At 59.0% G+C, this 24,416-nt stretch carries 17 protein-coding genes; 15 read left to right on the forward strand and 2 right to left on the reverse strand.

Annotated features, from left to right (window positions below):
- Positions 1 to 46: 46 nt before the first annotated feature.
- The 5 genes from AAEZ05_RS18085 (at position 47) to AAEZ05_RS18105 (ending at position 4,830) form a co-directional block, all read left to right on the forward strand.
- Complete coding sequence (locus AAEZ05_RS18085) at positions 47 to 370, forward strand: PepSY domain-containing protein (protein WP_350648333.1); 324 nt, start codon at positions 47 to 49, stop codon at positions 368 to 370.
- A gap of 89 nt (positions 371 to 459) precedes the next feature.
- Complete coding sequence (locus AAEZ05_RS18090) at positions 460 to 930, forward strand: DUF2271 domain-containing protein (protein WP_045058420.1); 471 nt, start codon at positions 460 to 462, stop codon at positions 928 to 930.
- A gap of 25 nt (positions 931 to 955) precedes the next feature.
- Positions 956 to 3,136, forward strand: coding sequence for a PepSY domain-containing protein (locus tag AAEZ05_RS18095; RefSeq protein ID WP_045058421.1), 2,181 nt, complete (start codon positions 956 to 958; stop codon positions 3,134 to 3,136).
- The gene (locus tag AAEZ05_RS18100) at positions 3,120 to 4,097 is read left to right on the forward strand and encodes an FAD:protein FMN transferase (protein ID WP_236695839.1); all 978 of its coding nucleotides are present in this window, start codon (positions 3,120 to 3,122) and stop codon (positions 4,095 to 4,097) included. Before AAEZ05_RS18095 ends, AAEZ05_RS18100 begins: the two co-directional genes overlap by 17 nt.
- A gap of 31 nt (positions 4,098 to 4,128) precedes the next feature.
- Entirely contained in the window at positions 4,129 to 4,830 is a 702-nt protein-coding gene (locus tag AAEZ05_RS18105) for a VIT1/CCC1 transporter family protein (protein ID WP_350601003.1), read from the forward strand.
- A gap of 71 nt (positions 4,831 to 4,901) precedes the next feature.
- Here AAEZ05_RS18105 and AAEZ05_RS18110 read toward each other — a convergent pair whose 3' ends face one another.
- A complete protein-coding gene (locus AAEZ05_RS18110) occupies positions 4,902 to 11,243 on the reverse strand; it encodes a peroxidase family protein (RefSeq protein ID WP_350648337.1) in 6,342 nt (2,113 codons plus the stop codon).
- Between the two features lie 452 nt (positions 11,244 to 11,695).
- On the opposite strand from AAEZ05_RS18110, the gene AAEZ05_RS18115 reads away from it, so the two are divergent.
- The gene (locus tag AAEZ05_RS18115) at positions 11,696 to 13,183 is read left to right on the forward strand and encodes a sensor histidine kinase (protein WP_045058424.1); all 1,488 of its coding nucleotides are present in this window, start codon (positions 11,696 to 11,698) and stop codon (positions 13,181 to 13,183) included.
- 12 nt (positions 13,184 to 13,195) lie between these two features.
- On the opposite strand, the gene AAEZ05_RS18120 is transcribed toward AAEZ05_RS18115, so the two are convergent.
- On the reverse strand, positions 13,196 to 13,882 hold the full coding sequence (locus AAEZ05_RS18120; protein WP_045058425.1) for a response regulator: 687 nt from the start codon (positions 13,880 to 13,882) through the stop codon (positions 13,196 to 13,198).
- Positions 13,883 to 14,194: 312 nt separating this feature from the next.
- Here AAEZ05_RS18120 and AAEZ05_RS18125 point away from each other — a divergent pair, with 312 nt between their 5' ends.
- From AAEZ05_RS18125 to AAEZ05_RS18165, 9 genes are all read left to right on the forward strand, one after another.
- Entirely contained in the window at positions 14,195 to 15,931 is a 1,737-nt protein-coding gene (locus AAEZ05_RS18125) for a type I secretion system permease/ATPase (protein WP_045058426.1), read from the forward strand.
- Positions 15,932 to 17,278: an HlyD family type I secretion periplasmic adaptor subunit gene (locus tag AAEZ05_RS18130; RefSeq protein ID WP_045058427.1), complete on the forward strand. Its 1,347-nt coding sequence runs from the start codon at positions 15,932 to 15,934 to the stop codon at positions 17,276 to 17,278.
- 1 nt (position 17,279) lies between these two features.
- On the forward strand, positions 17,280 to 18,623 hold the full coding sequence (locus tag AAEZ05_RS18135) for a TolC family outer membrane protein (protein WP_236695840.1): 1,344 nt from the start codon (positions 17,280 to 17,282) through the stop codon (positions 18,621 to 18,623).
- Positions 18,620 to 18,844 (forward strand): hypothetical protein, encoded by a 225-nt coding sequence (locus AAEZ05_RS18140; RefSeq protein ID WP_045058428.1) that lies wholly within the window; start codon positions 18,620 to 18,622, stop codon positions 18,842 to 18,844. Before AAEZ05_RS18135 ends, AAEZ05_RS18140 begins: the two co-directional genes overlap by 4 nt.
- Positions 18,845 to 19,107: 263 nt before the next feature.
- On the forward strand, positions 19,108 to 19,788 hold the full coding sequence (locus AAEZ05_RS18145; protein ID WP_045058429.1) for a response regulator transcription factor: 681 nt from the start codon (positions 19,108 to 19,110) through the stop codon (positions 19,786 to 19,788).
- On the forward strand, positions 19,766 to 21,151 hold the full coding sequence (locus AAEZ05_RS18150) for a sensor histidine kinase (RefSeq protein ID WP_045058430.1): 1,386 nt from the start codon (positions 19,766 to 19,768) through the stop codon (positions 21,149 to 21,151). The genes AAEZ05_RS18145 and AAEZ05_RS18150 overlap by 23 nt, the downstream gene beginning before the upstream one ends.
- 219 nt (positions 21,152 to 21,370) lie before the next feature.
- Positions 21,371 to 22,477 carry a D-alanyl-D-alanine carboxypeptidase family protein gene (locus AAEZ05_RS18155; protein WP_236695841.1) on the forward strand — a complete coding sequence of 369 codons (1,107 nt, stop codon included), beginning with the start codon at positions 21,371 to 21,373 and terminating at the stop codon, positions 22,475 to 22,477.
- A 66-nt stretch (positions 22,478 to 22,543) separates the two neighbouring features.
- Positions 22,544 to 22,849, forward strand: a complete 306-nt coding sequence (locus AAEZ05_RS18160) for a DUF6388 family protein (protein WP_045058431.1) — start codon at positions 22,544 to 22,546, stop codon at positions 22,847 to 22,849.
- Between the two features lie 306 nt (positions 22,850 to 23,155).
- Positions 23,156 to 24,403, forward strand: a complete 1,248-nt coding sequence (locus AAEZ05_RS18165) for a cation:proton antiporter (protein WP_045058432.1) — start codon at positions 23,156 to 23,158, stop codon at positions 24,401 to 24,403.
- The last annotated feature ends 13 nt before the right edge of the window (positions 24,404 to 24,416 follow it).

A 24,416-nucleotide genomic window follows, 5' to 3' on the forward strand; every position in this document is an offset into this window, starting at 1 on the left:
CACCTTAGGGTATGCCACAGACGCCGACCTCGGCAGGAGACAGATCATGAAATCAGGTTTTATTGCCCATGCCGCGCTGTTGAGCCTGATGCTCAGCGGTTACGCCTTGGCCGACGACGACTGCAGCGACCCGGTGAGCGACTGGCAACCGCGCGAAAACCTGCGTGAGCAGGTCGAGCGGCAATACGGCTGGAGCGTGCAACGCATCAAGGTCGACGACGGTTGTTACGAGCTCAAGGGGTTGGACCGCAAGGGCAACGTTATCGAAGCCAACTACTCACCGGCCTCGTTGCGCCTGCGCACCCTCGAGATCCATTTCCGCGACGACGGCGATGCCAGGGATTACCTCGGCAACCCGCTCACCGAATGACGCCTCTCCTGTCGAGTTTTTCCTGCGCTTCAGGTTGCTGTCAGCAAGCAGGTCCAGGCTCTCGACCTAACGATCAAAAGGACACCCTCATGAAAAAGATCATCGCAGCCACCTGCCTCGCCGGCGCCATTGCCCTGCCGGGGTTGGCCCAGGCCCGGGAAGTGACCCTGACCACCCAGCTCAAGGACTACAGCGGCAATGATGCTTACCTGGCGATCTACGTAACCGACGCCAACGGCCAGTACCAGAAAACCCTGTGGGTGGCCGGCAAGAAGGCCAAGTACTACAAGCACCTGGGCGACTGGGCCCGTGGCAGCGGGATGAACCGGAGCGAGTTTGACGGCGTCAGCGGCGCCAGTGTCGGCAGCGGGAGCACGCTCAAGGTCAGCGTCGAGCTGGCAGACACCCTGATCGATGCCGGGTATCAGATCCGCATCGACAGCGCCGTCGAGGACAAACGTGACGCTCGCGCCGATGTCGGCGTGCCGTTGACGTCCAAGGGCGCCGGCAAGCCGGTAACCGGCAGCACCTATGTCGAGTCCTTTACTTACGATTTGTAGCACTTGCCCTTTCTGGAGGCTGAACATGCTTCGCCAGTCCCATTCCCTGCCCGGCCTGATCGCCGCCCTGTTGGTCATGCTGTTGGCCATCAGCGGCGCGATCCTGTCGGTCGACCCGGCGCTGGAACGCTTGCACAACACCGCCACCGCGGCCGGGCAACTTAACGTCGGCCAACTGGCCGGGCGTGTCGCCAGTCACTTTCCGGGCGTGGAGCAGATCCAGCGCACAGCGTCCGGGACGGTCATCGTCTACTACACCCAGAACGGTCAGGCCGGGGCTGAAACGGTTGACCCACTGACCGGAGAAGGCCTCGCGCCTTATGCACCCTCCGCGTTCACGCGTTGGGTGAAAGAGCTGCACCGCTCGATGTTCCTTGGCACGCCAGGCCATGGAGTGTCGGGAGTCGGCGCGTTGTTCATGCTGATGCTGTCAGTGTCCGGCGCGCTGTTGCTGGCCCGGCGCCTGGGTGGCTGGCGCAACCTGCTGCGGCCACTGCACGGCACCTTCAGCCAGCGCTGGCATGCTGAAGTCGGGCGACTGGCCTTGCTCGGGCTGCTGCTGTCGGCATTGAGCGGGCTTTACATGTCCGCCACCACTTTTGGTTTTATCGCCGACGGCAGTCAGAGTGAACCCGCCTTCCCCGTCCACGTCAGCGCCGGCCCGGCCTTGCCGGTGGCGAACCTGCAAGCCTTGCAGGCCACCGACCTGAATGACCTGCGCGAGCTGGTCTACCCCAGCCCCGGTAACCCGAAGGACGTGTTTTCCCTGCGCACGGCCCAGGGCGACGGCTACGTGGATCAGGCCAGCGGCGCTTTGTTGTCCTATCAGGCACACGACTCGATGCACAACCTCTATGAATTGATCTATCAGCTGCACACCGGTGAAGGCCTGTGGTGGTTGGGCCTGCCGCTTGGGCTCTGTGCCCTCTGTGTGCCGTTGATGAGCGTCACCGGCCTCCTGTTATGGTGGCGCCGCCGCAAGGCGATCCCGAACATCGGCCACAACAGCCCTGCCCACTCTGCCGACAGCGTGATTCTGGTGGGCAGTGAAAACAACAGCACCTGGGGCTTTGCCAAGACCTTGCATGACGCCTTGCACCTGGCCGGACACCGAGTGCATAGCGCGGCGATGAATCAATACGCCAACGACTACCGCAGCGCCCAACGCGTGATCATCCTCACCGCGACCCACGGTGACGGCGACGCGCCAGCCTCGGCTTCGCAGTTCCTGGCGCGGTTGGCCAAAACCGGCCTCAAGCCCGGCCAGCCCTTTGCCGTGCTGGGCTTTGGTGACCGCCAGTTTGCGCAGTTCTGTCAGTTCGCCCATCAGGTGCAGGACGCGATGTTGCAGGCCGGTGGCTTGCCGTTACTGGGGCTGGAAACCGTCAACCGCCAATCCTCTCAGGAATTTGCACGTTGGGGCCACGCGCTGGGCGACGTGCTCAAACATGACCTGACACTGGTCCATGCCCCGCAGCGGCCACAGACCCATCCATTGGAGTTGACAGAGCGCATTGTCTACGGCGAACAGGTGAACGCACCGACACACGTGTTGCGCTTCAAGGCACCCGGCGCGCTGCCGGACTTCTTGGCCGGTGACCTGGTCGGGATTGTGCCTCCGGGCAGTCCGATCCCCCGTTTCTACTCGCTGGCCAGTGGTTCGCAGGACGGCGTGCTGGAAATCTGCGTTCGCAAACACAACGCAGGCGTGTGCTCGGAATTCCTTCATGGCCTGGACATTGGTGCGCAGATAGAAGCGTTTATCCAGCCCAACCCGCAATTTCGCCCGGCGTCGGGCACGCACCCGGTGATCCTGATCGGGGCCGGTACCGGCATCGGTCCATTGGCCGGTTTTATCCGCAACAACAAGGCGCGACACCCAATGCACTTGTATTGGGGCGGGCGCAACCCGGACTCGGATTTTCTCTATGAACCGCAGCTCAATCAGTACCTGGCCGACCGACGCCTGACGGCATTGCGCGCCGCCTTTTCTCAGGTTCAGGACCGCTGTTATGTGCAAGATCGGTTGATCGGCGATGCCCTGACCTTGCGCCGGCTGATTGAAAAAGGTGCCCAGGTGCTGGTGTGTGGCAGTCGCGAAATGGCCAAAGGCGTGATGCAAGCCCTCGATGAAGTGTTGGCACCTCTCAATCTGACTGTGCTGACCCTCAAGGCACAAGGACGCTACCGTGAAGACGTTTACTGAGTTGCAACGCTATAGCCTGAACGGCGAAACGATGGGCACGCGCTACATCGCCCTGTTTTATGCCGGGGCCGGGATCGATACCGACGCAATTGGCCATCGCCTGGCGCGCGCCGTGGCCCGGGTGGACCAGCAAATGTCCACCTGGAAACCCGACTCGGACCTCAACCGCCTCAACACCGCCCCCGAGCAGGAATGGGTATCAGTGCCCCAGGAACTGGCAACGGTGTTGTCTGCGGCACTGCGTGTCAGTCAGCAATCCGGCGGCGCCTTCGACATCGGGGTCGGTGATCTGGTTGATGCCTGGGGGTTCGGCCCCGGGGAGCAGACGGTCACAGAGCAGGCGCTCGCGACGATGCCGCCGCGCACCCGGCTGTCAGCCAGCGCAGCGTTGGTGATTGACCCATTACGTCATCAGGTGCGTAAACGCGCACAGCTGCACCTTGACTTGAATGGCATCGCCAAAGGGTTTGGCGTCGATGAACTGGCCCGTTGCCTGGAAGGTTTGGGCATAACCCGCTACCTGGTCGGCATCGACGGCGAAATGCGCGCCCGGGGCGTCAAACCCGATGGCCAGTGCTGGACCGTAGCGGTGGAAAAACCTAACCGGGGCGTGCGTGAAGTCATGGGCGTGATGGAGCTTGGCGATGCCGCGATCGCGACCTCCGGGGACTACCGACGGTGGGTCGACGTGGCCGGTCAAGCCTATGCCCATACCATGAACCCGGCCACTGGCGCGCCGCTGTGCAACCCGCTCGCCGCCGTCACCGTGGTGGCCGCTTCGTGCATGCTCGCCGATGCCTGGGCCACGGCGCTGATGGTGCTGGGTGAAACCGAAGGCCCACGCTTGGCTCAGGAACGCGGGATGGACGCGTTGTTCGTGCTTCGCGACGGCCAACAATTCAAGGAAATATCCATTGTCGGCGGCCAGTTGCAGGCGCAGATTGAAACCCGTCCGATGTGAACCGCCTAATGACAGTGAGTCGCGCTCAACCATGAAATTCATGCACAGACACACCGAGTCCCACCGCAGTGATCGTATCGGCTGGCTGCGCGCCGCCGTCCTTGGGGCCAACGACGGAATTGTCTCCACCGCCAGCCTGCTGATCGGCGTCGCCGCCGCCAACGCCAGCCACGCCACGTTGCTGGTCACGGGCATGGCGGGGCTGATGGCCGGCGCCATGTCCATGGCGGCAGGCGAGTACATCTCCGTGCACTCCCAGGCCGATACCGAGCGCGCCGACTTGTCCCGCGAACGTGCCGAGCTCGCCAGTGACCCGAAAGCCGAACACATCGAGCTCGCCAACATCTACATGCACCGTGGCGTATCACCCGAACTGGCGCATCAGGTGGCCGATCAATTGATGGCCCATGACGCACTGGGCTCTCACGCCCGGGACGAACTGGGTATCAGCGCCACCCTTACCGCCAAACCCTTACAGGCCGCCCTGGCCTCCGCCGCCAGCTTTGTGGTGGGTGCCGCCCTGCCCCTGGCGGTGACGTTTGTCGCGCCGGAGCACAGCGTGGTGCCCTGGATATCGGGCATGTCATTGGTGTTTCTCGGGACACTGGGCGCCATTGCCGCCAGGGCCGGCGGCGCCAAGGTCATCACCGGTGCCTGGCGGGTGACCTTCTGGGGGGCGCTGGCCATGGGGATTACGGCGCTGGTGGGGCACTTGTTTGGCGCCGTGGTCTAGCTCACGTCCGTTCCCGCAAAAAACAAAGGGCGCCCCTTAATGAAAAGGGGCGCCCTTTTTACGCTGCCAACCTATACCACGCCGACGAAATCGCTCGCAGTGAGGGCCACATGCCCGACCAGATCAATCTGGAAGTCGGCGCCATTGCCGCTGTTCACATTGCCCTCCACATAGGTGTGATCGACCCCGCCGACATTGACGAAGTGGTACTTCAATTGCGCCTGGTTGTTGAACTCGTTGCCGGTGCCGTTCCACTCGCCGAGGAAGGTGAAGTCCTGATTACCGGCGGAACCTGCGCCGGAGGTCCGGGCATCCATCAGCGACAGATCGATAAGGTCTTGCCCTTGGGTAAAGTCGGTAATTGCATCTCGGGTAAGGGTTGACGTGCCTGAATCCCCAATGGCCGAGAAGACAAACAGGTCATTGCCCGCTCCACCGGTCAGGGTGTCCCGGTTCGCTCCACCGAACAAAGTATCGTTGCCACCGCCACCGCCGAGCGTGTCATTGCCTCCCAGGCCTGTCAGCACGTTAGCGCCACCGTCACCGGTCAGGATATTGGCACCGCTGCTGCCGATCACATTCTCGATACCCGTCAAGGTGTCATTGCCGGTTTGCGAACTGCTGGCAAGGCCGGTGAGCAGATTGACCGATGCGTTGGCCGAGGTCCCCGACAGGTCGTAGGTATCGGTGTCGCCACCGCCGTCGTAGCTGTCGTTGCCGTCATTGACCGACGCCCGGAAGGTGTCGTTGCCAAGCCCACCGAACAGACTGTCCGCACCTTGCCCGCCAATCAACGTATCGTCGCCGCTGCCACCGTTGATCCAGTCATTACCGCCCTGGCCTTGCAACAGGTTGCTGACGCCATCGCCCTGGATGTGATCGTCACCCGAACTGCCGGTGACGTTCTCGATGCCGGTCAGACTGTCGCTGCCAGTCTGAGTGCTGGTTGACGTACCCGCGATCAAATCGACCGTGGCTGGCGCCGATGTGGCCGACAAATCGTAGGTGTCGACATCCGCACCACCGTCATAGTGGTCGTTGCCATCGTTCAAGGAGGCCAGCAGCGTATCGTTGCCGGCGTCCCCGAACACCGTGTCGTTACCCGTCAAGCCAGTGAGCTGGTTGTTGCCGCTGTTGCCATTGATAACGTTGTCCAGTGCGTTACCGATGCCGTTGATGTTGTTCGACCCCAGCAAGGTCAGGTTTTCGACGTTGGCGCCCAGGGTGTAGCTGACCGACGACATGACCGTGTCGTTGCCTTCGTTAAGGTTCTCCTGAACCACATCGCCATTGGCATCGACCATATAGACGTCGTTGCCGGTATTGCCGCGCATTGTGTCGTTGCCCGTGCCGCCGTCCAGCACGTCGGAGCCCAAGCCACCGTTGAGGATGTCATTGCCCGAGTAGCCCATCAGGATGTCCTGAAAGTTGGTGCCATTGAGCGTGTTGTTGAAGAAGTTGGTGCCCTCGATCAAGCGCCCGACTGCCTCCGACGGGGCCGACGTCAGCTGTTCCACCGTGCCGCTGTCATCGGTGTAGGTGGTGATCACTCGCAATTGCTGGCCGAACTGCGCCGAGGTGGGTGCGAAGGTCGACGCATTGGCCCCGGTTATGCTCAGCCAGGCGGCGCCCACCAGCGCTTGCCACTGATAGGAGAACCCGCTTGGTCCAGGCAAGCCGTCGGCGTCCTGGATGGCCGAGGTGTTGGCCGTCAGCCGGTATTGGGCAGGCACCGGACGACTTGGCGTGGTCGGCGCAGTGGCATAGCCCGACAGCGCCACATTCCCGGTCGGCAGATGATTGGTGATGCTCAGGTTGACCGTGCGGTCGGCGAAGCCCAGTTTCTCCACGCCAACCACAATGTCGCTGCCATCGCGGCCCGCCACGCTGTCGGTGATCTTGAAGGCGGTGATAAGGCCCTGATGTTGAGTCAAAAAGTTGATCCTCTGAATCGTGTATTCCGACCGGTTTCCCGTAAACAACGCCATGTCCGACAGGCCCGCCGTACCACCGTCACCGACCGTGACGCTATCGGCGAGATCGGCAGGATTGGAACTCGCGACCCCATTGCGCCACAAACGGGTGATTTGGCTACCGCCCAGTTCCAGATTCTCGAAAGTGGCCGACTTCAGCATCTCGGTGAAGTGCTTGTCGAAGCCAGGCCCCGCCGCGTCCAGCAGACCGTTAGTGCCGATAAATCCGGCAGCACGGTAGCTGGCGCCATCCTGGTAATTGTCGTAGCCACCGGCGTACGTGCCGATCAGGCTGTCCAGACGGATACCGTCACCCACGATCACGTCGTTGCCAATGCCGCCGACCAGCTTGTCATTGCCGCTGCCGCCAATCAGCCAGTTGGCGCTCGCATCGCCCAGGACAGTGTCATTGTTCTGGCTGGCAATGACCCCTTCAATGCCAACCCACGCCGGAAAAGGTGTGGTCAGGTCGATCGCCACCGCCGGGTTCTGCTGGGTCGAAAAATCGATCGTAAGGCCTTGGGGGGCCTTGGCATGGTCGCTGAAGTCGATCAAGTCGAATCCAATGCCCTTGCCATCGTTGCCCAGGTCGGTCTTGCCGTCACCACCCAGTACTTCGTCCGGCCCACCGCCCATGGCTTGGGAGAAGGCCCCCGGGCGCAGGATATCGTCGCCATCGAGGCCGCCCGAAACATCCTGGTCGTCGCCGCCGATGATCAGGTCGTCGCCGCCGTCGCCCCACAGCAGATCACCACCGGCACCGCCGTCAAGGATGTCGTTGCCATCGCCACCGTGGGTGAAGGGATCGGTATCGCCTTCGCCGAACAGGAAGTCGTCTCCCGACTCCCCCGACAGCTTGTCGATGCCCACTCCGCTGTGGAGGATGTCATTGCCTTCGCCGCCAATAATCTGGTCGATTCCCGCCGCTGCCGTGGCGGATTGTTCGCCGCTCAAGTAGTCGTCACCGGCGCCGCCATCCAGCAGATCGCCGCCATCGCCGCCGTAGATGCGGTCGTTACCATCACCACCGTACAGGCGGTCGATACCGTTGCCGCCGTAGATAATATCGTTACCGCCTTCGCCATAGACCGTATCGTCACCGCCCCAGGCGTAAATCAGGTCGTTACTGTCGCTGGCCACTATTACCTCGTGGGACTCGGCACCGCTGTTCAGCGTGCCGTCGAGATTTACCCCTCCATTGATCGCCGTGGTGCCAGAGGTCGCGGCGCTGTCTTCGACACGGAAGTCACGGATGTACTGCACGCCATTGACGGTCACGATGTCGCCGTTGTTGGTGGTGGCATTGCCCCGAGTGGAATAAATGCCAAGAGACTGATGACCAATCACCGTGATGCCATCGGCGGCGTAGAGGGGATGAGCATCCTCGTAAGCCTTGATCGCATCGGCGTACTTGTGCTCGGTCTTGGCATTGGCGACCTCGTTCTGCGCCAGGTCGTAGTACTTGTCGGCATAGGCGAAAACGCTGCCATTGAGGTGCTCGGCGCCGGTGTTGCGCTCGACGATGTCCTTGAACTGTTCATTGACGATGCCCTCTCCCATCTGCAACTGGTCCAGTCGATAGAGGTAGTAAAAGCGGTCGCCGTTCATCAGTCGGCTGATCTGGTCGACAAACACCGTGTCGAAGGTTTCACCCAGAATGCCCCCGGTGACGTGCACCTCCGCCAGACCGCCCAACCAGGTGTCGATGTGTTGAAAGCCGTCGACGCCATAGCTGCCTGCGTCAGCGGGGCTGTTGAAGGTGTTGTTGAGGAAGTCCAGTGCCTGGTTGTACGTATACCCTTGGGCTTCGATGCTGCCCTCGGCGATCTTGCCGTTTTCCAGACCGATCAGCGCGGCGGCGCGTGCGACGTTGCCGTCGAACGAATAAGCCGCAATGAAATTCACCAGGTTGTCCGGGTGGATCATGTTGGCGCCAAAGTCGGCCCAACTGCTGTATTCGCTCAGGCCAATGGCGGCGCGGAACTCATTGAGTGTGGGGATGCCAACGTCGCGGCCACGGGCGATGTTGATCGCGGCCAGGTCCAGCGGCTGGCCGAGCAGGCCCTGGTTCAGCGCTGGCGTGACGAATTCGTCAACCTCGTTGGCCTGTTGGTGGGTCATGCCCAGGGCGATGGCGGCCGCGCCCTTTTGCGCAAACAGCTCAGGCGTGAGGAATGCTCGCTCGAGTGCAACGCGCATCACACTGCCGGTGATGCCTCCCGACGGGTCGATCAGGTCGATTGATTCGCGCAAGGTGCTGTGGCCGAAGCGGTAGGCCACTTGAGAGAAGTCCAGGCTCACATCGGCTTGTTCGCCGCTGTTGTAGCCCACGAATTCGGCGATGTTGGGTGTGATGGTTCGGGCGAATTGGTCCACCGCCGTATGCTGATACTCCATCTCGACCGTGATTTTGGCTGCATTGAACAGTTTGGTATCGTCCCAGGCGATGGCACCACCGGCGTAAACGTAATTGCCTTGGGCATCTTCGTAGTGATTGCCGATCACGCTCACACCGGCCGCCACGACATCTGTCGCCTGGGTGAGCACCGAGACCTGCCACTCATGCAGCAGGTCATGGTTGTATGTACCCGCTTGATCGAGCCGCTCTTGTCGCAAGTCCTCGACCGCAACGGCATCCTGAATGTTGCGCACCTGGAAGTTGTGCTCTTCGTGCCACACATGGTGTACCGCGGTCAGACCGATGTTCTCGTTCACTCGGCCGTCACCGGCAATGTAGTGATCGCCCACCGCCGCCATCAGCAGCTCGCCGACGGCGGCGTGCACTGCTGGAGTGAGTGCGATCACTGTAGGGCCCACCTGCATCGATGTCTTGATGCTGAAGTCGCTGAAGTTCACCCACAGCGCCAACGCGCTGGCTCCCGTCAGCGTCACCGCCGGTGATCCCGGGCCCATGGCGCCGGCCGGCAGTTTCAGTTCCAGGTGTCCATCATTGGGGCCCGCACCGTCGACATAGGCGAACTCATAACCGGCGCCCAACGCCTGCGCAGCGTCACGAAGGGTCGCAATATTGGCCAGGAAATCAGTCGCAGCCTCGGGGTTCAACGGGTTTTTGAAGTGCGCCTCGTCGAAGCGCGGGTTCATATCAAGAATCAGCGCCTGGCCAGAGTTACCGGCCTCTGCTCCGGTTTCCACGTTGCCAGCCGCATCGCGATTGCGCAGGTCGAGCACATCTTCCCAGGTCAAGTCAGCACGTTGGGTGAGCATCAGGTGCGCACGTAGCTCGTTCAGCGTAGGCAGCGTGGCGTGAGTGGTTTCGCCAAACGCATTCTTCCAGGCGACCGACGTGTTGCCGTCCAGCATTTGGGCGCCGGCGTGGTAAGTGATACCGCCATCGGTGGACACCCACGCTCGCAACAGGTCGGTGACTTCCTGGTCGGAGCCGTAGGTCTGGCTCTGATCAATATAAGGCGATGTGTGGTTGTTCCATTGCGGCGTTCCTTCAGCGGTGAAGCCGCTCACATCCGCGCGGGAAATCACGATCTTGGTGGCAGGCTGGCCGGTGGTGGGGTTGATCACGCCATAGAGCGGATCGTCCGGGGACAAGTTGATCGTGATCTTGGTGCCGTCCGCGCCCTTGCCGATGAAATCGAGGCCGTGATCGAAAAACTGGCCGAACAGGACGAACCAGCCATTGACCGGTGACACACCAGGGTTCTGTGCGCCAATGAAATACTCATCATTTTGCACAGACGAATAGGCTTGAACGTTGGCGCCGGTCAGCGGGTCAGTGACCGGCTCGCCATTGCCATCCAGTTGCCAGACCGGATTGCCGCTGGCATCAAACTGCAAGTCATAGCCGCGTTGGGCGTCTTGCTGGCCGAGGGCTTCCAGCATGCCGTAGTCAGCAACCTGGGTGAAACCATTGACGTCCTTGACGAGGTGAGTGCTATCGGGCTCCGTCTGGAAGGTGACATCTGCCGTGGTGACCAACCGACTGATCATGCGCGGCGTGTAATCCACAACGTCGTGAGCGGGAGACGCCTCGTTGATCGGCGTCCCGAGGTTGTCGCCTTGCTTGGTGTAGTCGGCCGCGGCCGTGTTGGGACTGGTTGTAAACGTGTTGGCGTAGAACGCGTTGGGGTCGCTGCCAAGCCCAGCCATGGGCTTTACGTACTGATCGAACGCCACCGCCATGCGTTGCAGAAAGGGCTGGTCGGCTGATCCCCAACTGGCATTGACCAGGTACAGGTTGTTGTTCAGCCCCGACAGATCGCGCAGGCCCTGAGAGGCCGTCACCGATGCATATGAGTGGCCATACATCGCAAGATTACTGTCAATCTGGGTCTGGCTCAGGGTCGTGCTGCCCGGATCGTAGATTAACCGGTGTTGCGAATCGTATATCGCACTCGACCCGCTCCAATCGATGATCGCATTGCCATCCGCATCGAAGAGTGGACGAAATCCAATTTGACTCCTCATGAAATCCAGATCGGAAAAATTGAATCGAAAAGGCTTCAAAATATAGCGCGTGGCCATGATATTTCACCTGTCAAATTAGGTTTCAAACTTCAGATCTGTCATGACTGGCCTGGCCTTGATCCCAACCTTGAGGGCAGCCCGTAAGCGAGTGAGTCCAAATCGCTTTTTTCGTCACCTAAAGCATCGGGGAGGCCAACGAAAACCGATAGATGCGAAGGTCCAATCAAGAATCGGGACCTTCGTCGCAGGCGCACACTCGACTTTGGTCGCCCCTGAAGAGTGAATCGCCCCAGATTGGACAGGTCGCTACACGCCCTGCAACAGGCCGTCGCCTGTTGCACCGAATGTCCATCTATAGTGAGGCTGTTCGTATAGGCAGTTGGACCATGGCACTCTGCGGTTGATGCACTGTTTTACCACCCACGGCGAGCAATGATTGGGGAATTGAAGCAATGGCGAATGACTCAAACGCCCACTCGGAAAGAGAGACATTTATCGCCGAACAGGGTGAGACGCCGGATGGCCCGATACCGGTCTCCGATAGTGGTCGGCATGCCAACCTGCGCAGCCGACTGATGGATCAGATACGCAAGCTAAGCCGCTCCACGCAGTTCGTGATGGTCGCCGCACTAATCCTGGGGCTTACCATGTTTTTTGTCGGCGAGCTGGTCAGTGAGCGCATAGAAAGGGCCGCCGTACAAAGCGCGGCGGAAGCCGGCGCCCACTACATGGAGGCGTTTCTGGAGCCCTATGTGCAGGAGATGAGTCGCGACAACATCCTCTCGCCGCAAAGCGTCGGCTCCCTGGACCGCTTGATGGACAGCCGTTCGCTGAAACGGCACATCGTCTCCATCAAAATTTGGCGACCGGACGGCACGGTGGTCTATAGCACGGACAAATCCATCACTAATCGCAAGTTTCCGATGGAAGAAATTGCCCATGCACTCAAAGGTAACGTGGTGACCGACCTTGAGGACCTGACGCAGGAAGAGAACGAATTCGAGCGAAACATGAATGTGCCTCTCTATGAGATTTATGCACCGTTGCGCGAGATTTCCACGGGAAAAATCATCGCCGTAGGCGAGTTTTATGAAAAGGCCGACAGCCTGGAACAGGAGATCAAACGCGTCCGCCAGCAAGTATGGATGGTGGTTGGTGCCGCGACCATGGCGATGCTGACGCTGCTGTTCTTCCTGGTGCGAGGCGGTGACAAAATCATTCAACGCCAGCAGGTGGCCTTGCGAATGAGGTTGCAGGAACAAAACCGGTTGCATGATCACAACGCCACGCTCCAGCACAAGATGAGCACCGCGACCCAAGAGTTCTCACGGATTAACGAACTGACACTGCGCCGCATCGGTGCAGACCTGCATGACGGCCCGGCGCAGCTGTTGACCTTGATTCTGATCCGCCTCGATGACCTGGCCGAGACTTGCACGGCGGTCGATCAGGAGACAATGGAAACCATTCGCGGCGCAGCGACCGATGCCCTGCGTGAGGTCAGAGAGCTATCGCGGGGTCTGGCGCTTCCAGAGATAAACAACCTTAGCCTGCAGGATGAATTGCACCTGGTGGCACAGCGACACCAACAACGCACCGGCACCAAAGTCAAAGTCACGCTGGGGGCGTTACCCGAGGACGCGCCGCTGCCCTTCAAACTGTGTCTTTACCGGTTTGTGCAGGAGACCCTCAACAACGCCTACCGTCATGCCCGGGGCCAAGGCCAGGCCATCAGCGCGGACTACATGGACGGCCTGCTTCACATCAGCGTCAAAGATAGCGGGCCGGGTATGTCGGCTGACGCCATGATGGTCGACACAGCCGGCAGAACTCGACTGGGGCTCGCCGGTTTGCGCAACCGCGTTGAATCCTTGGGGGGACTGTTCAGCATCGATTCATCCGCCGACGGCACTGCGGTGAATGCACAGTTCAAGCTTTAGCCATGGGCTACCTTACATATCCATGTGATTACTCACTGCCCCGATGTGCAGGCGACCGACGGCCTCGCGCTCCCAATAGCGCCGCAGGGCTGTGACGGCCTCGACACGGTTGCGCACATGAAGCTTCTGCATCACGCAGGTCATGTAGTACTTCACGGTTTTTTCGCTGATCAAAAGCTTTGAAGCCACTTCCTTATTGGTCAGGCCCATTGATACTTCACGAATGATCTGCTCCTCCCGGTGGGTGAGGTCGATCTTACGGACTTCGGCTTCATGCTTTTTGAAGTTGCTCAGGAGCTTTTGCGCAAAGTCCGGGGTGATGTACGTTTCGCCCCTGGAGATCGAGCGTATCGCAAGAACCAGGTCCGGACCGCTGATCCCTTTCAATACATAACCGCGTGCCCCCGCTTCGAGCGCTGAGTAGGCGTCATCTTCGGACTCGGACACCGTGAGCATCAGGACTTTCACACCCGAAAGCTGAGTGGAGATGTAACGAACGGCAGCAAACACATCGCCCGGCATATTGACGTCCATCAGCATCACGTCCGGTCTCAAGCGCAGTGCGATGTCCTGGGCTTCGTTCGCAGTGCTCCCCTGCTCTACGACTTGCAAATCCGTTCTCTTCCTCAGTGTGTTGGCAACTCCCTCACGCAACATCGGGTGGTCGTCGACAATGCCGATCCGAATGAAAGGGTTCATGACACGCTCCTGAAATGGTCAAGCATTCGTACTCCCATTGATTAATAGCAGGTAACCCCGGCGAACGCTGTGCACTGATCGAATGGGCGAACACCTCGGTGCCACAAATTAGACTTAGGTCGCACGAAATTAGTCCGCCAAGAAGCAACTTTCATCACTATCTACCGAAAGAAAATACGCAACCTGTTGTTCTTAAACACCGTCAAACGCGTCAAAAAAACATTGACGCGTAAAAACCGGGTCGGCGCGTCATCCGACCAACCGTCGTCCCCCTACGCTGAGGTACATACACCGACAGCAATGGACCTTCCGATGGACAAGAAAAACCAGCAGCGATCCGAGTTTGCCGAGGTGTTTTTTCGGCTGCGCCACACGTTCTACTCGCTGGCCGGATTCAGCGGTGTCATCAACGTGCTAATGCTGGCGCCGGCCATCTACATGCTGCAGGTGTATGACCGGGCGCTGGTCAGCAGCAACCTCACCACGCTGCTGATGCTGACCCTGCTGATGATCGGTCTGTACACCTTGCTGGCCATGCTGGAAGTGGTGCGCACTCGCGTAATGATCCGGGTCGGCAACCGACTGGACATGGCCCTGAACCGGCGTGTCTTTACCGCCGCTTTCGAGCGCAACCTGCAGCGTGCTGGCGGCAACCCGGCGCAAGCCCTGCAAGACCTCGCGCAAGTACGCCAGTTTCTTACCGGCAACGGCCTGTTTGCGTTCTTCGATGCGCCGTGGACGCCCATTTACCTATTCGTCGCCTACCTGATCCACCCCTTGCTCGGGATCGTCACCCTGTGCGGCTCGCTGATTCTGGTATCCCTGACCTGGCTCACTGAAATCGCCACCAAAAAGCCGTTGAACGAAGCGAATCTGGCGTCACAGATCTCGGGCACTTTCGCCAACAACAATCTGCGCAACGCCGAAGTCATCGAGGCCATGGGCATGCTGCCGGCGATCACCCGGCGCTGGTTCGGCAGCCACCTGCGGATTCTCGAAATGCAGACCCTGGCGTCCGACCGCGCGGCCTATATCAGCGGCCTCGCGCGTTTCGTGCGGATCACCCTGCAATCGCTGATCCTCGGCACTGGTGCCCTGCTGGCGATCGAAGGTTCAATCACCCCCGGCATGATGATCGCCAGCTCGATCCTCAGCGGCCGCGCGCTGGCACCCGTGGAGCAACTGATCGGCAGCTGGAAGCAATTGCTGACCAGCCGCCGCGCCTGGGCGCGGCTCAAGCAACTGCTGCAAGATTTTCCGCCCCGAGCCGATGCGATGAAGCTGCAACGGCCCCTGGGCATGCTCTCGGTGGAGCACTTGCACGCCGGGGCGCCGGGCATGAGCCAATCGATCCTTCGCGGGCCGCACTTCAACCTGTCGCCGGGTGAATCACTGGGCATCATCGGCCCGTCCGCGTCGGGCAAATCAACCCTGGCACGGCTGCTGGTGGGCATCTGGCCGGCGCAAAGCGGCAAAGTGAGGCTCGACGGTGTGGACGTCTACCTGTGGAACAAGGAAGAGCTCGGCCCCTGGGTCGGTTACCTGCCCCAGGACGTGGAATTGTTCGAAGGCACTATTGCCGACAATATCGCCCGCTTCGGCGCAGTCGACAGTGATGCCGTGATCGTGGCAGCCAAGCGGGCCGGCGTGCACGACATGATCCTGCGCTTTGCCCATGGTTATGACACGCCCCTGGATGTGGACGGCAACCCGCTGTCCGGTGGACAGCGCCAACGCATCGGCCTGGCTCGTGCGCTGTATGGCGAGCCGTCGATCATCGTGCTGGATGAGCCGAACGCCAACCTCGACGACGCCGGGGAAAAAGCCCTGATCGAGGTGCTTGAAGACCTCAAGTCCAGGGGCTGCACCACGGTGCTGATCAGCCACCGCCCGAGCATCCTCGGCACCGTCGATAAAGTCCTGATGCTGCGTGAAGGCAGCACACAATTGTTCGGCCCCCGGGATGAAGTGTTCGCGGCGTTGCGCCAGACCAGCGTGCTGCCGTCGGTGGGCGCTCCAACCCTGTCAGCCGTTCGCGGGAGAGAATAAATGGGCGCCTTGAGTCTTGATCCGCGAGGCCAGGAATTGGTGCGCGCGGCAGCCAGTATCGATGTCGACGACCTTCGCCCCGCACGTTGGGGCGTGCTGCTGGTGATCCTCGGCTTTGGCGGATTTCTGCTCTGGTCCTGGCTGGCCCCGCTGGACGCCGGCATCGTCGCCACCGCCACAGTCAAGGTCACCAGCAACCGCAAAGCCATCCAGCACATCACCGGCGGCAGTGTCGACGCGATTCTAGTGCGTGAAGGCGACAGCGTCAGCAAGGATCAGGAATTGGTGCGGCTCGACGCCACCCAGGCACTCTCGGAACAAGGGGTGGTGAACGCGCAGTACATCGCCACCAAAGCCATGGAAAACCGCCTGGAAGCCGAACGCGATGGCGCCGCCGACGTGGTTTTCGACCCCGCCATGTTGCAGCGCTATGCCGGCAACGATCACCTGAAAGACGCCATCAACCTGCAACGTCATCTGTTTGCCACGCGCCGCACCAGCCTTGAGGGCGAGATCGGCATCTTGCGCGAGTCGCTCAACTCCGCCGAGGCGCAGATCAAGGGTTTGCAGCACATCTTCAGTGCCCGTTCGGCTCAGATAGGGTTTCTCAATCAGGAGCTGGTCGGGGTCCGCCAACTCGCCGCCGAAGGCTACGTGCCCCGCAACCGCATGCTGGAGCTCGAACGCACCGGTTCGGACTTGAACGCCTCGCAGGCCGACAACCTCAACAACATTGCCAGGGCGCGGGGCCAAGTCGCCGACATCAAGCTGCGCATCCTGCAACGCGAGTACGACTACCGCAAGGAAGTGCAGTCGCTACTGGCTGATGTGCAGAAGGAAAACAGTGCCCTCACCGACCGTTTGCAGGCCCTGGATTATCAGGTCCGGCACACGGTAATCCGCTCGCCCATCGACGGCATGGTCCAGGGCCTGAACGTGTCGACCATCGGCGGCGTGATCGCGCCCGGTTTCAAGATCATGGAGATCGTGCCGGCCCACGAACCGTTGCAGATCGACGCGATGGTGCCGGTGCAAGCCATCGACCGGATGACGCCAGGCCTGCCGGTGACCATCTCGTTCCCCGCGTTCAATCACGTGCAGACACCGAACATTCCGGGCCAGGTGCTGACCATTTCCGCCGACCGCCTGGTCAGCGACGACAACAAACAGCCCTACTATTTGGCACAGATCGAAGTGACGCCCGCCGGCATGGCCCTGCTCGGCAGCAATCACATCCGCGCGGGCATGCCCGCGTCAGTCACCATCAAGACCGGTGAGCGCAACATGCTCAGCTACCTGTTGAAGCCGCTGCTGGACCGCGTCAACAGTGCGTTCAAGGAGCAATGACGTGAGCAGCCGGGGTCGGTTCATCGGTTTCGTCGCCCTGTTGGGCCTGGCTCAGTCGGTGGCGGCGCTGGACCTTCGCGAGTCCTGGAACCTGATGCAGTTCCAGGGCCCGACCTATCTTTCTGCCGGTCACGAACGCGATGCGGCGCTGGAAAACCGCACTATCGGTCAATCCGGGCTGCTGCCGAAAATCGGCATCACCGCCTTCGACAACCACATCAACGGCACGCAAAAGCAGCCGGATTTTTTCGGCAATAGCCAGACCAATGACCTGAACTACAACTCCCGGGGCGCGACACTGCAACTGCGCCAACCGCTCTTCAACAAGCAGAAAATGGCCGAGTATCGCCAAGGCGAATATCAGGCCGAGTACGGTGTGGCGGTGTTCGACGGCAAGGCGCAGGATGCGGCCGTTAAGCTGGCCGGGCGCTACTTTGACGTGTTGCTGGCCCACGAGACCGTGGAACTGGCGACGGCCAAACTCAAATCGTTCAATGAACAAGTGGCTTCGACCCAACGGCGCAAGGATCTCGGCGACGGCACCATCACAGACGTCGACGAAGCGGTGGCCCGTCGTGACCTGGCCCAGGCCGAGCTGATCGAAGCCGAAGACAGCGTGACCGTGGCACGGCGACTGTTGCAGGAATACCTCGGGCAGACACCCGATGAAATCGCCACCCTGCAAGACACCTTCCCCACGCCACCGCTGCAACCGGACAATCTGCAGGAATGGATTATTCGCGCGGGGACAAACAGCCCCTCGATCCGGGCCCGCCGCTTGAACGTCAACACCGCCGACGAAGAAGTGGCCAAGGCCAAGGCCGGTCACTGGCCGACCCTGGATCTGGTGCTGGGCTACACCGCCGCCGACAGTGAAACCCTGTCCACTCAAAACCAGCGCAACCGCTACAGCTCGGCTGGCGTGGAGCTGAATATTCCGTTGTACAGCGGCGGCTACGTCAGCGCCCGCGCCCGGCAAAGCGTCGCCACCCGGGATCAGGCCGAAGAGGATCTGAACGCCACCCGCGAGGAAATCATCTCCGGCACCACCCGGGAATTTCGCGGGGTGCAGAGCGGCGAAGCGCGCATCCGCGCCTTGGAAAAAGCCGTCAAATCCAGCGAGCGTTCACTCGACTCCTCGAAAAAGGGCTTCCTCGCTGGCTCCAGCACCAACGTCGACATCCTCAACGCCCAGGAACAGATCTACACCGCCCGGCGCGATCTGTTCGAAGCCAAGCTGCGTTACCTGCTGGCCAAACTGCGGCTGGCGGCGGATGTGGGCGCGTTGGGGGATGACGACATCGCCAGCGCCAATGCCTACCTGGGGCCGAAGTTGGCGTTTTGAACACCGCGGGGCTGTCGGCCGCTTTGTTGATTCACCTCAAGGATTTTTCGTCGTTCAGGCGCCTCAAAGGTGTACGCGCCGTCGCCGAAGGCGACATCAAGCGCAATGCCGAGGTAGAAGCCGACGGGATACACGTCAAGGTCCAGGGCGACGTGGTGATACTCGAAGGCCGGGTCCATTTTTGGCGCCAGCGTCACGTTGCAGAACGGTCCGGCTGGTAGTCTTTGCGGCCCATGTCGCGTAGGAACACACCAAGCCGAACGTCAGTAAAAAGAAAGCCAGATAAGGGGTCACATCTTTCATCCTTTCAGTTCGAGTGATCCGTTGTCGTGGCGAATATATCCGTGCTTTAGCTGGCGATGGGGTTAAGGTGGGTTAAGAAATATTTAATATTCGGCGGGCTCGTTGGTCACTAGGGTACGCCTGCATTGGCTGTCGACGTTGCGTCGGAGTCGCCCGAGTACAGGTAGCAATGGAGGAAGTTATGAGTTGCGCGCTGGTCATAGAGGACGACAAGGTGACGGCGGAGGTCATCATTGCTGAACTCCAACGCCATGGGTTCAGTTCAAGATGGGCCGCTACTGGACGAGACGGCCTTGCCCTGGCGATTGCAGGAGGTTTCGACGCTATTACCCTGGATCGGATGCTTCCCGACTTTGATGGACTGACGATTGTCAGTACGTTGCGTAGTCTGGGTATTCAGACGCCAGTCCTGATGATCAGTGCGCTTTCTGATGTGGATGAACGCGTCCAAGGGCTTCGCGCGGGCGGCGACGACTATCTGACCAAACCCTTTTCTGCTATCGAGATGGTTGCGCGTCTTGACGCGTTGCTAAGGCGCACCAGTACAGATGCAAGCCATCCGCAACTCAGTTGCGGAAACCTGCGACTGGACCTGGTCGAGCACAAACTGACGCGAAATGACGAACACATCCTGCTGCTGCCAACGGAATTCAAGCTGCTCAATTACTTGATGCGCAGTGCCGGCCAACTGGTCACCCGCACCATGCTTTTTGAAGAGGTCTGGGGTTATCGATTCGACCCGGGGACAAACATCATAGATGTTCACATCGGTCGGCTGCGCAAAAAAATTGAAGGCGATGAAGGGACCCCCGCCATTCATACAATACGCGGTGCCGGTTATGTCCTTGCTGCCAAAGACTGAAGAATGGCGCTCGTCCGGTAGTCGATTGATCGGTTTCTACGCCCTGTTTTTTGTGGCCTGGGGTGCACTCTTTACCGGTGTGTTGTACTGGGAAATCTCCCACTATCTGGGAACCGTTGCAGAGCGAACATTACTGCAGCGTGCCCATTACTATCAAAAGATCGATGATAAACAACTGGTGAAGGAACTGGCTGCCAGCGAAGCCTATTCGACACCCGGGATCGATGCTTACGGATTATTCACTCCCGAAGGACGGCACGTTGCCGGGGACCTGCTCAAACTTCGCTCCAGTTTGCCCGATGACGGCAAGGTTCATTATCTTGAGCGCGGACTGAGCATTGCGTTACCCGACAAAGAAACCAGAAGCAGTTATGCGCTGTTAGCACGCCGACCCGACGGGCATATTCTTATTCTGGCGCGTGACGGCGGCTCGATTTCTGCCGTGGGCGGGATTATCGAACAGGCCTTGATGTGGGGATTTTCGTTAACACTGATTCCCGGGCTAATTGGCTGGCGTTTGTTGCGACGCCGACCGTTGCGTCGTGTCAAACGCCTGCAGCTTTGTACGGAAAGTATCGTTTCAGGCAACTTGGCGGAGCGTTTGCCCTTGTCAGCCCGCCGTGATGAACTGGATATGCTGGCAAGCGCCGTGAATACGATGCTCGACCATATCGAGCAACTGATGCATGAGGTCAAGAGCGTCTGCGATGGGGTCGCCCATGACCTACGAACGCCACTGACCCGGTTGCGCGCAAGGCTTTATCAGCTCCAACAATTGCCTCTGGACAGTGATCACCAACACACATTGAATCAGGCCCTTGAAGAAAGCGAATCAATCATGGTGCGCTTTCAAGGACTGCTTCGGGTTGCCGAACTCGACGATATCCGTCGCCGCTCGGCCTTTGCTCCTTTTCCGATCATGGCGCTGTTGCAGCAGGCACATGAGTTTTATGAACCTCTTGCATTGGACCGCTCTCAGACGCTGTCCCTGGAAATCACCAGCGACTTGCCCAGATTGTATGGCGACTCATCGTTGCTGTTCGAAGCGCTGGTCAACTTGCTGGATAACGCCATCAAGTTTACGCCGGTGGGCGGGCATATCAAATTGCGCGGTAGCATAAAGGACTCAACGGTCATCATTGAGGTCGCCGACGATGGGGCCGGGATACCAGAGGCGGACCGTACACATGTCATTCGCAGGCTCTATCGAGGTGAGGCAAGCAGTATGCAACCCGGACACGGCCTTGGCTTATCGTTGGTCGCTGCCATTGTAAAATTGCACGATTACTCGCTGGATATCCAGCCTGCCGCCATCGGTCGTGGTACCCGTGTTTTGATTCACTGCCCGATGGTTTCCGACTGATCTACGTAATCATCGGTGGCCGAACATTAAATTTAACTTAATCCAGCTTAATTTGGGCCCCCCCGGCCCTGAGGGCTAGCTTGTCAGCAACTTCTGCTGACCCAAGGCCTTTTGCTTGTGAAATACCTGTTGTTCCGGCTCCTGTTAACCGTTCTCTGCGTAACAACGCCTTTTGCCTGGGCGAGCCCTGCTCTGGCTGACAATCCCACACGAGGGGCTATGATCCCTGCTGCGCCAAAGCTCGGCGCCAAAGCCTGGATACTCATCGACGCTGCAACGGGTACCGTTATCACCAGCCACAACAGCGATAAGCGTCTACCGCCAGCCAGCCTGACGAAAATGATGACGGCGTTTGTCACCACACGTGAGATCAAGGCCGGGCGTATGAAAGCGGATGCCATGGTCACGGTCAGCGAAAATGCCTGGCGTACCGGCGGCTCACGCATGTTTCTCGACCCCGGCAGTTCTGTTTCGGTTCACGACTTACTCAGCGGTGTGATCATCGACTCTGGTAACGACGCAAGCGTTGCTCTCGCCGAACATGTGGCCGGAAGCGAAGGCGTCTTCGTCCGAATGATGAATACGACTGCCAATACACTGGGAATGAGCAATACGCACTTCATGAACTCCACTGGGCTGCCTGAGCGCGAGCATTATTCATCGGCCCGAGACATGGCCACATTGGCTCGGGCGATCATCAGTGAAGGTGCTTACTCCTACGGGCTGTACGCCAAGAAACACTTCACCTGGAATGGAATACGGCAAGCCAATCGCAACCTTCTGTTATGGCGTGACGCAAGCTTCGACGGATTGAAAACCGGCCATACCGACGCAGCAGGTTATTGCCTGGTCGCTTCCTCTCATCGGAGCGGGCGGCGTTTGATCAGTGTGATACTTGGCGCAAGCAGCACACATAAACGCACTGCAGAAACGGAAAAACTCATGGGTTACGGCTTTCGTTTCTACGATACCCAAACCTACAAAAGAGCCGGGAAAATACTCATGTGGTCTGCGCTCTGGAAAGGTAAAGAACGATCGATCGCCGTGGGGTTGCTGGACGATATGACCCTCACCTTACCCAAGAATAAAAATCGAGAATTAGAGACACGCATGGAAATTGATGGACCGCTCGAAGCGCCTATCGCTATTGGGGCCGTCGTTGGAAGACTGGAACTGTACGACGCTGGGCAAAAGCTCGGAAGCCAACCATTGATAGCACTTGAAAACGGGGAGCCAGGCAACTGGTGGAAACGTTGGTGGGACACAATGCATCTATTTTTTACCAAAACGATCCGCGAGTGGTTCGATGAGACTGATATTGCCTGACTAGAGTCAATACCATACTACGTCGAGGCAAAAAGATCCGGACGGCTCACAGGGCTGGAACAGCTGATGAACTCAGATGATTTACGAAGAGAATTGGCGCTCTCGAAATTCTTTAATGGCGACTCATCACTCAATGACGCTGTCCAGGGACTGAGTCAGGATGAAACAAAACTGTGCATTGAGTCGGCCTTTGAGCAAGAGGCCGCGCGTCTGGGGATAGAGGTGTGGGAACTGACGCTAACGCTGATTTCAGAATCTCCCGAAGAACTGAAATTCCTGACCCTGGAATTCCATCGAGAAGTTGCAGAAATGGTAGAAATGGACTGGAAGGATTATTGCAAACTGAATGGGATAAACGAGTACTCGTCCTAGCCGCATATTCCAATTTCACGCCTCACGGACCGAACTATCGTGAGTGAATGTCTAGATAACGGGTGTTTATCCTCGTTCCGCGGCTAATCACAGCTAGACTGGCTACACGCTTTGGCGGTAACGGTGGGGCTTGCATCTCACAAAAAATCATCCTGATCGATGAGTTGGCGATGAACGCACGGGTTGTCAGGCTAATAACAACGTGGAAATATGAAGAGTGCCTAAGCTACCTTGGCAACAGGATCTGTCTGTTCACTGGCAATTTCTTTCCAACGAAATAATTGTCCTTAATGGAGACATCCGACCATGCTGGACACTATTGCGGCTTTCTTCTGTATCACCGCAGTGCTCGCCTATCTCAATCGCCGCTATGTCGGTCTACCCTCCGCCATCGGGGTAATGGCTATTGCCTTGAGTCTGTCATTGTTAAACATGGCATCGGACTCGCTGGGTTTCCACGCGTTACACACTTTGGAGAAATCGCTAGTTGAGTCCATCGATTTTTCCGAGCTGCTAATGCAAGGCATGTTGTCGCTGCTGCTATTTGCTGGTGCGCTGCACATCGACTTGTCTGAGCTGCGTGCCTACAAATGGCAGATTGCATCCTTAGCAGTGATCGGGACCACTCTATCGACACTGCTCATTGGCTTCGGGCTCTGGGGATTGTTATTCCTGACCAGCCTGGAGTTGCCGCTTTCCTACTGCCTGGTCTTTGGGGCATTGATTTCGCCCACCGATCCAATTGCCGTGATGGGCATTCTAAAGTCAGCCGGCGCACCAAATAGTGTTGAATTGGTAATTTCGGGAGAGTCATTATTCAATGACGGCGTCAGCGTCGTACTGTTTTCGCTAATTCTGGCGATCATCGCAAGCGGGGACGTACCGTCGATCAGCAACGCATCGCAACTCTTATTGACGGAAGCGGGGGGAGGCATTCTTTTAGGCGCCGTCTTCGGGTACATCACCTATCGCATGCTCAAGAGTATCGACAGCTATCAGGAAGAAGTCCTTATTACATTGGCTGCTGTGCTCGGCGGTTATGCCTTGGCGACGCACCTGCATGTTTCCGGACCGCTGGCGATGGTGGTAATGGGATTGATCATAGGTAATCAAGGGCGATCCCACGCGATGTCCGAACAGACCGAAAAAAATCTCGACATGTTCTGGGAGTTGATCGACGAAATTCTGAACGCTGTGTTGTTTGTGCTAATCGGCTTGGAGGTGGTTCTGATTCAGTTTTCCAGTCCACTGCTCGCTACGGGCATGATGGTCATAGCGTTGACTCTACTGTCTCGATTGCTGACGGTCGGAGCTCCGATTGCAGTCTTAGGTCAACGCTTCAGGCTTCCCAAAGGCGCCTGGAGTGTAATGACTTGGGGAGGGCTGCGCGGCGGAATATCAGTGGCACTGGCATTGTCGCTGCCGCGAGGCGAAGCTCGCGATGTTGTGGTGGCCCTGACGTACCAGGTTGTGGCTTTTTCGATTCTGGTCCAGGGAATATCCGTAGGTAAATTGGTAAAAAAGGTGATTCCCTGCGATGTAGCAGAACGCTGATCGAATCTTCAGC

The sequence above is a fragment of the Pseudomonas sp. HY13-MNA-CIBAN-0226 genome, from assembly GCF_040310305.1.
Taxonomy (GTDB): domain Bacteria; phylum Pseudomonadota; class Gammaproteobacteria; order Pseudomonadales; family Pseudomonadaceae; genus Aquipseudomonas; species Aquipseudomonas gregormendelii.